This window comes from Cohaesibacter celericrescens, assembly GCF_002866925.1.
Taxonomy (GTDB): Bacteria; Pseudomonadota; Alphaproteobacteria; order Rhizobiales; family Cohaesibacteraceae; genus Cohaesibacter; species Cohaesibacter celericrescens.
The window spans coordinates 558544-571842 of record NZ_PKUQ01000001.1; the positions used below are offsets into that span (position 1 = coordinate 558544).

The 13299-nt window shown below is 50.7% G+C and carries 12 protein-coding genes; 5 read left to right on the forward strand and 7 right to left on the reverse strand.

Features of this window, described 5'->3' with window-relative positions; all coding sequences use genetic code 11:
- Positions 1-307 precede the first annotated feature (307 nt).
- The 5 genes from C0081_RS02715 to C0081_RS02735 all read left to right on the forward strand — a co-directional run bounded on the left by C0081_RS02715 (position 308) and on the right by C0081_RS02735 (position 6201).
- Positions 308-1240: a ribose-phosphate pyrophosphokinase gene (locus C0081_RS02715; RefSeq protein ID WP_101532238.1), complete on the forward strand. Its 933-nt coding sequence runs from the start codon at positions 308-310 to the stop codon at positions 1238-1240.
- A 299-nt stretch (positions 1241-1539) separates the two neighbouring features.
- Positions 1540-2157 (forward strand): 50S ribosomal protein L25/general stress protein Ctc, encoded by a 618-nt coding sequence (locus C0081_RS02720; RefSeq protein ID WP_101532239.1) that lies wholly within the window; start codon positions 1540-1542, stop codon positions 2155-2157.
- 50 nt (positions 2158-2207) lie between these two features.
- Positions 2208-3002: an aminoacyl-tRNA hydrolase gene (gene pth, locus C0081_RS02725; RefSeq protein ID WP_101532240.1), complete on the forward strand. Its 795-nt coding sequence runs from the start codon at positions 2208-2210 to the stop codon at positions 3000-3002.
- Between the two features lie 2 nt (positions 3003-3004).
- Positions 3005-4105 (forward strand): redox-regulated ATPase YchF, encoded by a 1101-nt coding sequence (ychF, locus tag C0081_RS02730; protein WP_101532241.1) that lies wholly within the window; start codon positions 3005-3007, stop codon positions 4103-4105.
- 515 nt (positions 4106-4620) lie between these two features.
- Complete coding sequence (locus C0081_RS02735) at positions 4621-6201, forward strand: inorganic phosphate transporter (protein WP_101532242.1); 1581 nt, start codon at positions 4621-4623, stop codon at positions 6199-6201.
- Between the two features lie 100 nt (positions 6202-6301).
- Here the strand turns inward: C0081_RS02735 and C0081_RS02740 are convergent, their stop codons facing one another.
- From C0081_RS02740 to C0081_RS02770, 7 genes are all read right to left on the reverse strand, one after another.
- Entirely contained in the window at positions 6302-6490 is a 189-nt protein-coding gene (locus C0081_RS02740) for a YgaP family membrane protein (RefSeq protein ID WP_101532243.1), read from the reverse strand.
- Positions 6491-6616: 126 nt separating this feature from the next.
- Positions 6617-7162, reverse strand: a complete 546-nt coding sequence (locus C0081_RS02745; protein WP_101532244.1) for an adenine phosphoribosyltransferase — start codon at positions 7160-7162, stop codon at positions 6617-6619.
- A gap of 16 nt (positions 7163-7178) precedes the next feature.
- Complete coding sequence (locus C0081_RS02750; RefSeq protein WP_101532361.1) at positions 7179-8048, reverse strand: S-methyl-5'-thioadenosine phosphorylase; 870 nt, start codon at positions 8046-8048, stop codon at positions 7179-7181.
- A gap of 173 nt (positions 8049-8221) precedes the next feature.
- A complete protein-coding gene (locus C0081_RS02755) occupies positions 8222-9100 on the reverse strand; it encodes a cytochrome c1 (protein ID WP_101532245.1) in 879 nt (292 codons plus the stop codon).
- A 23-nt stretch (positions 9101-9123) separates the two neighbouring features.
- Positions 9124-10377: a cytochrome b gene (locus C0081_RS02760; protein ID WP_101532246.1), complete on the reverse strand. Its 1254-nt coding sequence runs from the start codon at positions 10375-10377 to the stop codon at positions 9124-9126.
- A 30-nt stretch (positions 10378-10407) separates the two neighbouring features.
- Positions 10408-10932, reverse strand: coding sequence for a ubiquinol-cytochrome c reductase iron-sulfur subunit (gene petA, locus C0081_RS02765; RefSeq protein WP_101532362.1), 525 nt, complete (start codon positions 10930-10932; stop codon positions 10408-10410).
- Positions 10933-11309: 377 nt separating this feature from the next.
- On the reverse strand, positions 11310-13133 hold the full coding sequence (locus C0081_RS02770; RefSeq protein ID WP_101532247.1) for an ABC transporter ATP-binding protein: 1824 nt from the start codon (positions 13131-13133) through the stop codon (positions 11310-11312).
- Positions 13134-13299: the final 166 nt, after the last annotated feature.

Below are 13299 nucleotides of genomic sequence, written 5' to 3' on the forward strand. Positions count from 1 at the left end.
TTGCGATTATACAAAAGAAATACACTATTCCTGACGATAAGCCATGCTGTGAGGTATTATACTAAAAAAAACGGCATAACCTCGTCGCAGAAACTTTACATTACAGAGATTCCATGATTACAAGGCACCTAGAGTGACCGCCCTCACATTTGGGCGGTTAAGTTGCTCTAATTATCCAAAAGTGATCAACTTTTCTGCTGTCGGGCTGAAGAGCCCAAAATGGAAAAGGGATAGTGAACAGGGGTGCACCGGAGCCATCCCCGACCAGCGGCTCCCCCAATCAGCGAAGCGACAGGACATACGGTTCATGAAACTTCTCGCCGGCAATTCCAATCCAACCCTAACCAAGCGCATTGCAGAATATCTAGGCATTGAGCTCAGCGATGTTTCCGTAAGACGATTTGCGGACCAGGAAATTTTCGTTGAAGTGCATGAAAATGTACGTGGAGAGGATGTCTTTGTGGTTCAACCCACCTCCTATCCCGCCAACGACCATCTGATGGAACTCCTGATTCTGATTGATGCTCTTCGCCGTGCCTCTGCGCGCCGCATCACAGCAGTTATTCCCTATTTTGGCTATGCCCGTCAGGACCGCAAACCCGGCCCTCGGACACCAATCTCAGCCAAACTGGTTTCAAACCTGATTTCTCACGCTGGTGCTGACCGTGTTTTGACGCTTGATTTACACGCAGCCCAAATTCAGGGTTTCTTTGATATCCCAACCGACAATCTCTATTCAGCCCCTGTGCTCTCGCGTGATATTCTGGAACGCAATGAGGCAGAGAATGTAATGGTTGTCTCCCCTGACGTTGGCGGTGTGGTTCGAGCGCGTGCCCTTGCAAAACGCATCGGAGCTCCACTTGCAATTGTTGACAAACGCCGTGAACGGGCGGGCGAATCCGAAGTGATGAATATCATCGGTGACGTCAGCGGCCGGCATTGTGTTCTGGTGGACGACATCATCGATTCCGGTGGCACACTTTGTAATGCCGCTGAAGCGCTGATAAAAAAAGGTGCAACCTCTGCCACAGCCTACATCACGCATGGCGTGTTGTCCGGTGGTGCTGTTGCCCGTATCACAGCTTCAAAACTGCGTGAACTGGTGATCACGGATTCGATCGAGCCAACAGAAGCGGTACTCAACGCCCACAACATTCGGGTACTCAGCGTCGCCAACCTGCTCGGCGAGGCGATTTCTCGAACAGCCAATGAACAATCCGTATCTTCTCTGTTCGATTGATGTTTTCCGCTCGAATAGCGAAACGAATAATTAAGCCCAGCAGATCTTGCTGGGCTTTTCTTTTGCCTCATGCTTGATCGTTTGAGGACAGTAAGCAACAAGCTCCAACACAACAGCACCCTTAAGACCGTTCAAAAGACTGGAAACTGGCTAAAAAACCGCTATTTTCTAGGCCGCGCCTGCTTGCCATAAACCGCACTTTGCCTTATAAGCCCTCCAGCTGCCTCTACACCCTTGGAGGAGTTGCAGCAAATGGGCCAGCAGATGGCCCTTTTTTGATCTTTTTAGGAGCATTCCAAATGGCTGACTTTGAATTCAAAGCAGAACGTCGTGAACGGGCCGGCAAGGGGGCCGCTCGTGAATTGCGTCGCGCTGGTCGCGTACCTGCCGTAATCTACGGTGATAAAAAAGAACCTCTCTCCATTTCTCTTCCTTACAAGGAAACAGAATTGCAGATTCGTAGAGGCGGTTTCTTGTCTCACGTCATCACAGTTGATGTTGAAGGCGAAACCATCCGCGTGATCCCACGTGATTATCAGCTCGACGTCGTTCGTGATTTCCCAATCCACGTTGATTTTCTGCGCGTTTCTCGCAAGACAAAAATCACGGTTGGTGTACAGGTGAAATTCATCAACGAAGACGAATGCCCAGGCCTGAAACGTGGTGGCGCACTGAACATCGTTCGTCGCGAAGTTGAAGTGAACTGCCCTGCACTGGAAATTCCAGAAGCCTTCACTCTTGATCTGGCAACAGCTGACATCGGTGACTCCCTTCACATCTCTGCAATTCAATTGCCAGATGGCGTGACACCAGTCATCACGGATCGCGACTTCACCATCGCAACAATCGCGGCTCCTGCTGGTCTAGATGAAACAGACGAAGCAGAAGAAGAAGAAACCGAAGCAGCACCTGAATAATCGGCGCTGGCTGTAAGAACCATCAAGATTAGGGTTCGGGAGGAAAATCCATGCATCTGCTCGTCGGACTTGGAAATCCCGGACCCAAATATGCTGCCAATCGCCACAATATCGGTTTCATGGCGATTGATGAAATTGCTCGCCAACATAATTTTTCCCCTTGGCGACGCAAATTTCAGGGCGAAGTCTGCGAAGGCCAAATCGGTCGGCACAAAGTCCTGTTGCTCAAGCCAACCACCTACATGAATGACTCTGGCCGCGCGATTTCGGAAGCCTGTCGTTTCTACAAGATCGATGTGAAAGACGTGTTTGTCTTTCATGATGAACTCGACCTCAACCCCGGCAAGGTAAAAGCAAAACTTGGTGGCGGTGTTGCAGGCCATAATGGTTTACGCTCCACTGGGGCACATATCGGCAATGACTTTCATCGCGTACGCATTGGCATTGGCCATCCGGGCCGAGAACGCGTGACCCAGTGGGTTCTGGGAGACTTTGCCAAAGTGGATAAAGAATGGCTAGAACCCGTGATCGACAGCCTTGCCAAGACCGTACCTAGCCTGCTTAACGGTGATCTAGGACGGTTCATGACCGATCTGAGCCAAACACTTACACCACCGGTCAATGGTCATAAAAAGACCAAGACACCGACCAAAGCGCCGTCTAAAAAGAACGATAACAAGCTCGGCAATCCAAAAGAAGCAGCCTCCACAGAGGCAAATCAATCGAACGACGCCCCCATGAAGAGCAGCACCGGCTCCTCCAAGACAAATTCGGCAGAAAATGCCCCTAAAAATGCAATGGCCGAAGCCCTGATGCGGCTGGTCTCAAAGAAAAAGGATCAATAGCCATGGGTTTCAAATGCGGCATCGTAGGCCTCCCCAACGTTGGCAAATCCACCCTGTTCAACGCCCTGACCAAAACAGCAGCAGCGCAGGCAGCCAACTATCCCTTCTGCACCATTGAGCCAAATACCGGTGATGTGGCGGTGCCAGACCCGCGCATGAGCGAGATCGCCAAGATCGCAGGATCTAAAGAACTGATCCCGACCCGTTTGACCTTTGTTGATATCGCAGGCCTCGTACGGGGTGCCTCCAAAGGGGAAGGTCTGGGCAACCAGTTTCTTGCCAACATCCGCGAAGTTGACGCCATCGTGCATGTCTTGCGTTGTTTTGAAGACGATGACATCACCCATGTGGAAGGCAAAATTGACCCCGTTACCGATGCCGATACAGTTGAGACAGAACTGATGATCTCGGATATGGAAAGCCTTGAGCGACGTGTTGCAAACATCAGAAAACGCGGACAAACTGGGGACAAAGACGCCAAGGCACAAACCGAACTGATGGATAGCATCCTAGAGCTACTTCAGGCCGGCAAGCCAGCCCGTACACTCCCGATTATCGATGAAGACCACATGAAGGCCGTCAAAGGCCTAAACCTGCTGACAACCAAGCCTGTGCTCTATGTCTGCAATGTTGATGAAGACAGCACCGCAACAGGCAACAAGTTTTCTGAAGCCGTAGCAGAAATGGCAAAATCACAAGGCAACGGCTCAGTCGTTATCTCAGCTGCCATCGAAGCCGAAATCTCGCAACTCGACAATGAAGAGCAAGCAGAATTTCTGGAAACTTTGGGTGTTGAAGAACCCGGTTTGGATCGCATGATCCGCGCAGGCTATGAGCTGCTGCATCTGATCACCTATTTCACTGCCGGACCAAAAGAAACACGCGCCTGGACCGTAACCAAAGGTGCCCGTGCACCACAAGCTGCCGGTGTCATTCACACCGATTTCGAGCGCGGCTTCATTCGTGCCCAAACGATTGCCTATAATGACTATGTTACGCTGGGCGGTGAAACCCCAGCCAAAGAAGCAGGCAAAGCCCGTGATGAAGGCAAAGAATATATCGTCCAAGACGGCGACGTCATGCTCTTCAAGTTCAACACGTAAACCGCCAGTGGATTAAAACGTTCGTTTCAAACCACGAGAGAAGACAAACGCAATAGATCAAAAACCTTTGTTTCCGTGATCTATTGCGTTTGCAAATTTGCCCGAGACATTGGACCAGAGCGCCGCATTTGCTTGGATCGGCATCAAAATGCCGCGAATGATGTATTCGTTCGCTCGCTTTCCTTCGCCTAGAGAATCGATTTGCCTCTTTCATTCCTATGGTTTCCAGCTTCACTGAACCGTATTGTTGAGAGCTATTGATGCAGTTTGTGCGCTTTTTACAAATCCAATAAAGAACACCACAAGTAAAACCGCACAAATTGCACTCAACCGGCAATCAAACGCCAAACTTCTACACAGATATTGGGGTGAACCGACAATATCTGTCGATAATTCTAGAATAACCGATAATATCCCGCCCAAATTGACTCGCCTCAAGCCATAAGGGAGCTCGGTCCCATAAGGCATAAGCGGCAAACTACGAGTCCGCATCAAGGCACGCGCCTGGAGGGAACATGAAAGTGCGAGATTATCTCAAAATCGAATCTGCCGCAGACCTAAGCCGGTCCGAGGTTGGACGATTGGGAACAGCGGTTCTCTTCGTTGTCGGCGTCATGATTTACACTGGCACGCAGTATGCTCATTCAGACCAGTCTTTCTTATTGATTGCAGCCTCTGTTATTGGTGCTTACATGGCTTTGAATATCGGTGCCAACGATGTAGCCAACAATGTCGGACCGGCCGTTGGCTCTTTTGCTCTAACCATGACCATGGCAATCCTGATTGCTGCCGTCTTTGAAGCAGGCGGAGCTATTATTGCAGGCGGCGACGTCGTCAATACGGTCAAAAAAGGCATCATAGATCCGGCTTCACTGCCCAATTCGGATACATTTGTATGGGCCATGATGGGCTCCTTGCTGGGTGCAGCGATATGGCTGAATGCAGCAACCTGGTTTGGTGCGCCGGTCTCGACAACCCATTCAATTGTTGGTGGTGTCATGGGTGCGGGCATCGCTGCTGCGGGCTGGGAGATTGTCAATTGGGAATCGATGGCCAAGATTGCCGCCAGCTGGGTCATATCGCCCGTTATGGGTGGCATTGTCGCCGCAGCAACACTCTATACTCTCAAAAAACTTGTATTCTTCAAACCTGATCCCTTAAGCGCGGCAAGACGTGTGGTGCCGTTCATGATTGCATTGATGGCCACCGCGTTCACCACCTATATCGGTCTCAAGGGCATCAAAAAACTGGTGCATATCGAGTTCAGCACGGCCCTGATTGCCGGTTTGATTATTGGCATACTTTGCTATTTCGTCGTCAAGCCAATCATTGCCAAAAAAACCGACGGCTTGACGTCAGACAGGGCAAGTGTCAATCGCCTGTTCACCATTCCCTTGATTTTCGCAGCCGCCCTTTTGAGTTTTGCTCATGGTGCAAACGATGTTGCTAACGCGGTGGGACCGCTGGCCGGTGTTGTTGATGTTCTCACCAACAATCCAGAGGCGGCAGACGGCGCTAAGGTCTCGATCCCACTATGGGTGATGGTCATCGGCGCGTTGGGCATCTCATTCGGTCTGGCCCTTTATGGCCCCAAACTGATCCGTACGGTCGGTTCCGAGATCACCGAACTGGATCGCTCCCGCGCTTTCTGTATCGCCCTTGCCGCTGCCGTCACGGTGATCATCGCCAGTCAACTTGGTATGCCAATCAGTTCCACACATGTGGCGTTGGGTGGAGTCTTCGGTGTTGGCTTCTTACGTGAATTTCTGGAACAACGCATGAGTAAAGTGGTGGAAGATGTATTGAGCCGTCATGAAGGCGATCCTGAATTCAGTAAAGTTGAAGCTGTATTGATGGCGTTCCAGAACGCACCACCTGAAGACAAACGCCGCATGCTGAATGCGTTGAAAGAAATGGGCCATGACGCAGTCATCACAGCCGCTCAGCGCAAACAGTTAAAAAAAGCACTGAAACGACAGTTGGTCAAACGTTCGTCTCTTCTCAAGATCGCCTCGGCTTGGGTGATCACAGTGCCGGTATCCGGCTTCTTGGCCGCCCTGTTCTTCTTTGCCCTCAAGGGCATGATGCTGCCGTAAAGATTTGCTGCAGCAATTGCGTTCAAGCAAACCAAAAAGCCACCCAGATCACTCTGGGCGGCTTTTTTTTAACATTCTTGTTGCCCAATCAAGGACCATTTTATTTTTTCCCGCAGGTATTCAATCCAAAAATCGAATAAAGCGGGCAACTGCGCATAAGGCCTGTTGCCAACGGGATAATTCCAATCAATCCCCACATGGTTTTAGGGCCAATGAACATCATTGACAGCAAAGCAACCCCAACGACGATCCGCAGGACGCGGTCCAAGCTTCCAACATTTACAGTCATAGCATGTCTCCCCAAAATTTGTTGAAGCTCAGTCTACCGCAATTTACCATCAGAACCAATAAAAGTCCGGCTGTGCGTAAAAACGCCACACGATAGGATCTTCGTTTAATAGCCTTTTGCTCTCTCTTACAGACCCTCAAACGCTATCAGGCAGTGGACATCGACACCTTTGGCTCGTAGCGCATCTGTCCCTCCAAGTTCAGGCAGGTCGATGACAAAAGCCGACCCGACGATATCAGCGCCAGCGCGGCGCAACAGATCAACGGCGGCAGCGGCCGTACCACCGGTGGCAATCAGATCATCCACCAGCAGGATTTTTTCACCCGCCTTGATCGCATCGGCATGGAGCTCAATCCGGTCAGTGCCATATTCCAGAGCATAATCCTGACCAATTACCTCACCGGGCAACTTGCCCTGCTTGCGGATAGGAACAAACCCCACACCGAGCTGCTCGGCCATAGCTCCGCCAAAGATGAAACCGCGTGCCTCAATACCTACAATTTTGTCAATCCCCTGCCCCCGATACGGGTCAACAAGTTGACGAACAGATTGTTTGAACCCTGCGCCATGAGCAATCAGGCTGGTAATATCCCGAAAGATGATCCCGGTTTTGGGATAGTCCGGAATGGATCGGATCAGGCTTTTAAGGTCCAGAGTCTCACTGGTCTGCATTTTGGGCTCCACTTGTCTACAATACGCGTCCGGCCACGGCATCGAGCCGGGCCAACAGGTCCGGATCTCGTTTATCCGATGCCGTCATAATGGCAAAATCAAGAGCGCGATCAGATCCGATCGGGCACGCAACATGGTCTTTTGGCAGAATACTCGCCAGCCGAGACACCAGCCTCTGGGCTTTTTCGGTATTTCTTTTCAGTACGGCGATGATGTCTTGAATATCCACGCTGCCATGATCAGGATGCCAACAATCATAATCCGTCACCATAGCTACGGTGGAATAACAGATCTCAGCTTCCCGCGCCAGTTTTGCCTCTGGCATATTGGTCATGCCAATCACATCACACCCCCACGTCCGATATAGCTCGCTTTCTGCAAGAGAAGAAAACTGCGGCCCTTCCATCGCCAAATAGGTACCCCCTCTGACATAATCGAGCGCTTCGAGCTTGGCAGCTTGCTCAACCATATCAACCAGAGCTGGGCTAACAGGATGCGCCAGCGACACATGGGCCACACATCCACGACCGAAAAAGCTTTTCTGTCGCGCAAAGGTACGGTCGATGAATTGATCCACCAACACAAAACTACCGGGCGCATAGGCCTCCTTAAGCGAACCGCAGGCCGATATGGAAACAAGATCGGTCACGCCCGCCCGTTTCATCACATCGATGTTGGCGCGATAATTGATATCGGAAGGGGCGAACACATGCCCTCGGCCATGGCGCGGCAAAAAAACCACCTTACGGTGGTTCAGCTCACCAATGCGCACATCATCGGACGGCATCCCCCATGGGCTCTTGATCGAAACCCACTCGCTCTCCTCAAATCCGGGCAAATCGTAAAGCCCGGATCCGCCGATAATCCCCAACACAGCCTCTGTCATCGCAAACGCTCCCATATCATCAAACAGCACCAGCAGAATTTCAATGCAATCCACGCGGTTTAACCAATTAGCAGTGTGCCAAAGCAGCTGTCAGGCGCAATGCAAATTCCCAATTGCACACAAAAAAGGGGCTCAACCAGAGCCCCTTTTGATAGTCACAACCTTCGCGGCAATCAATGATCGACTTTGGACCACAATTTGCGCTTGGTAAAGAACAACAGGCCAGCAAAGACAATCAAGAAAATCAGAGTATTAATACCGACTTTCTTGCGCTCTTCCAATTTGGGCTCAGCAGCCCACATCAAAAAGGCGGTCACATCTTTTGCATACTGCTCTGTGGTCATTGGCGTGCCATCGGTATACTCCACCAGCTCGTCATCGAGCGGAGCAGCCATAGCCAATTTAATACCACCACCAAAAGCAGGGTTGTAGTTCAAATCACCAACTTCTTCTTCAAGCTCTTCAGGGGTTTCTTCATAGCCTGTCAAAAGCGCATAGAGATAGTCCGGACCATACTCTTGATATGTGGTCAGCGGATGCCAAACCAAACGGATCAGGTCATTGAACACTTCAATACCGGTATCAGGACCAATATTAGCACCGCGCGCTTTGGCGATCAGAGAAAGATCCGGCGGCAAGGCGCCACCATTGGATGCTTTTGAAGCCTCATCATTTGGATAAGGAGACGGGAAATAATCAAATGGCTTGGCAGGACGTGTAAACATCTCACCATCTGCATCAGGGCCGTCTTCTACTTCATATTCCGCAGCCAAAGCTTTGATCTGATCTTCATTGTAACCCAACGCACCTTCGTCACCGAGGTTGCGGAAGGCCACATATTTCAGTGAGTGGCAGCTGGAGCAGACTTCCTTGTAGATTTGGAAGCCGCGCTGCAACTGCGCTTTATCAAAGGTGCCGAACGGGCCAGCAAATGACCAGTCCTGCTTTTCATAGTGATGTCCACCGCCCGCGGCCAGAGCACCGGCGGATGAAACCGCCAGAGCACAAGCTGCTACGAGCGCGCGAACCGTGGATTTGGTCAGCGTAATCATGGTTTTACCCTTTCCTCGCTCGTTTAGGCTTTGGAGTCTGCTGCTGCAGATCCGCCATGTTTGGACAAAACAGCTTCACTGATCGACGCTGGCAATGCTTTTGGTTTTTCAATGAAACCAAGCACAGGCAGAATGACCAGGAAGTATGCGAAATAGTAAACGGTAAAGATACGTGCCCAAAGGACGTACCCATCCTCAGCAGGTTTGCCACCCAAATAGCCAAGGCCTAGGCAGACAACCACAAAGATCCAAAAGAACTGTTTGCCCAATGGACGATAGTTATTGGATCGAACTTTGGACGTATCAAGCCAAGGCAACACAAACAGCACGGCAATCGCACCAAACATCGCCAGAACACCGCCCAGCTTATCAGGAATTGCACGCAGGATCGCATAGAAGGGCAAGAAGTACCACTCAGGAACAATATGAGCAGGCGTCACCAGACTATCTGCAGGGATATAGTTATCAGGGTGACCCATGAAGTTGGGCACCATGAAAGCCATCCATGCAAAGAAGATCAGGAACAGTACAATCGCATACAGATCCTTGACCGTGTAATAAGGCGTAAACGGCACCGTGTCCTGGCTGTCTTTCACTTCCACACCGGTTGGGTTGTTGTTGCCAACTTCGTGGAAAGCCCAGATATGCAGGCCAACGATGGCAGCCAGCATGAAGGGCAGCAAATAGTGCAGCGAGAAGAAGCGGTTCAGTGTTGGGTTGTCAACCGAGAAGCCGCCCCACAGCAGTTCAACAATCGGATCACCGACAATCGGGAAGGCTGAGAAGAGGTTGGTGATAACTGTCGCACCCCAAAAGGACATTTGCCCCCAAGGCAGGACGTACCCCATGAAGCCGGTTGCCATCATCAGCAAGAAGATGACCACACCCAAGATCCAGACAACTTCACGCGGCTCTTTATAGGAACCGTAATAGATGCCACGGAAAATATGGATATAAACGGCGATGAAGAACATCGAAGCGCCGTTGGCATGCAAATAACGCAACATCCAACCCCAGTTCACATCGCGCATGATATGCTCAACGGAATCAAAGGCCATAGAAGTGTGCGGAGTATAATGCATAACCAACACAACGCCGGTGATGATCTGCGCTACAAGGCAAACAGCCAAGATAGCACCGAAGGTCCACAGGTAATTCAAATTCTTTGGAACAGGATAAGATACGAATGAATTATGCGCCAGACTAATAAAAGGCAGGCGGCGTTCCATCCATTTCACAAATCCGTTCTGCGGCTCGAAAGTCGAATGTCCGCTCATGACTGGTCTCCTTAAGACATTTGCCGGACGTCAGCCGATTTTGATAAGAGTATCGGACAGAAATTCATATGGCGGCAGCTCGAGATTGAGAGGTGCCGGCCCTTTACGAATGCGACCAGCGGAATCATAGTGCGAACCGTGACATGGACAGAACCATCCATCATAGTCGCCCTCTTCACCCAGAGGCACACAGCCAAGATGCGTACAGATACCAATCTGGATCAGCCACTGTTCCTTGCCTGGTTTGACTCGCTCTTCATCGGTCTGTGGGTCTTTAAGTGTAGCCACATCGACGGCACGCGCTTCGTCAATTTCTGTCTGTGTACGATACCGGATGAAAATCGGTTTACCGCGCCATTTAACGGTCAGGCTCTGGCCTTCTTCTATCGAAGAAATATCCACTTCCGTGGATGCGAGAGCCAATGCGGTAGCATCGGGATTCATCTGGTCAATAAACGGCCAAGCAAGCGCTGCTGCGCCGACGGCCCCAAACGCGCCAGTTGCGACATAAAGAAAATCGCGGCGGGTATGTTCTGCCTTATCGCTGGTAGCCAAGGCTAGGTCCTCTTCCAACCAGTGTCCAACTCCAGCCCGTCTGCCCTTGACACGGTGTCAGCATCCCCAAAAGGATGGTCCAGTCCTTTGACAGCAAGCGAGCCAATTAAATTGCAGTCCGGTGTCAAACCAGACTATAGGAAAACTCTTTTTGCATTGATCGATTGGCTTGTCCAGAGCGGGAACCCCAACTAGAACCATTTGTCGTGAAATGTGCATCACAAATTCGTCTTATAGCACATCTAATTGCGACAAAATGCCTCAGCAAAAACCCAGTAGCGCCGTTTTATTGTGCATCAAGTTGAAAAGGCGGCCATTCCAGCCGCCTCTTCATTCCAGTGCAAAGCACTACCGAGTCGCGTTTTGCACTGACGTCTTCAGGCGATAAAACCACCAGACTGGCGCTGCCATAAGGACGCATAGAGCCCGCCATTGGTCAACAACTCTTCATGGCTACCCATTTCAACGATCCGGCCGGCATCCATAACGATCAACCTATCCATAGAGGCAATCGTTGAAAGGCGGTGGGCAATCGCCAACACGGTTTTCCCTTCCATCAAAACATTGAGGCTATCCTGAATGGCCGCTTCCACCTCGGAATCCAGAGCCGATGTTGCTTCATCCATCACCAGAATAGGCGCATTTTTCAAAAGCACACGGGCAATGGCAATCCTCTGGCGTTGACCACCAGACAGTTTCACCCCCCGCTCTCCAACTTGGGCGTCCATACCAGAGTTACCATTGCTATCGGTGAGCCCTTCGATGAAATCGAGCGCCTGCGCTTTGCGCGCGGCTTCCTTGGCCTCTTCAAGGCTGGCCCCTTCGCGGCCATAAACAATATTCTCCAAAACGGTACGATGTAGCAAAGCCGTGTCTTGCGTGACAACACCAATCTGCGCCCGCAAACTATCTTGTTGAACGTCAGAAACCCGCTGCCCATCCACCTTGATCGCGCCGGAATTGAGATCATAAAAACGCAACAACAGATTGATCAGTGTTGACTTCCCTGCACCAGAGCGCCCGACCAAACCGATTTTCTCACCAGGATTGATCGTCAGATCCAGCGCATCAACGACCGGTTCGTCCTTGCCGTAATCAAAGGAAACCTTGTCAAATTCGATTTTACCGGACGACACCACCAAAGGCACCGCGTCTGGCTTATCCAGTACGACCTGTGGCTGGGAAATTGTGCTGATCCCGTCTTGTACCGTGCCCACATTTTCAAACACGCCACTCACTTCCCACAAGATCCATTGAGACATCCCACGCAAGCGCAACACAAGCCCGGTCGCAATGGCGATATCACCGCCGGTTGCTAGTCCCAGATGCCAATAATAGATAGACACAGCAACCGTCGCCACCAACAACAGCTGGTTGATTGTCTTGAGCGCGATTTCCAAAAGTGTAACCAGCCGCATTTGCCGGTAGACAGCTTTCATAAACCCCATCATCGACGCCTTGGCGTAATTGTCCTCACGCGACGCATGGGAGAACAATTTAACCACCGAAATGTTGGAATAAGCATCAACCACTTTGCCCATCATGTCAGATCGGGCATTGGCTTGCGTCTTGGAGATATCTCTCAAACGCGGCACGAAAAACACCATGACACCAATGTAGCCAACAATCCAAAGAGCCAGCGGCATGGCCATTTGCCAGTGGGTCTGGCCGATCAAAACCAAAGCAGAAATAAAGTAGACCGAAATAAACACCAGCACATCAGCCAGCCGCGTGATCACTTCACGCACAGCCAGAGCGGTTTGCATCAGCTTTTGCGCCACACGACCCGCAAATTCATCCTGATAAAAAGTCATCGATTGGCGTAACAAATACCGGTGTACCCGCCAGCGAATGGACATCGGATAATTGCCAATGATGGTCTGGTGAAACAAAAACTGCCATGCAAATTCCAACACAGGCATGATCACCAGCACCAGAATACCCATCCAGATAAGGTCATCTGTATGATCATCGAAAAAGGTCGCACGATCAGAAGTCGCAAACCAGTTGACCAAGTCCCCGACAAATCCATACATCATCACTTCAATCACAGCCACTGCTGCACTCATAATTGAAACAATGCACAAAAACGGCGCCACAGGTCGTGTGTAATGCCAACAGAAAGCCCAGAACCCCTGAGGTGGCTGTTCCAGATTATCCAAAGTGAAGGGATCAACCAATTTTTCGAAACGCGAAAACATCGCCAAGCTCCAAACAGAACCAAGTCAAAAATGAGGGTTTATGTGATGATTTTGAACTGGATTGGCATCAAAAAGCCAATCAATCGTCCGCGAGTGAGATAAGACTAGCCTATCACAAGCCGATCTCGGGGGAGAACAAAAACATGACGCACTGAGAAATCCAAAG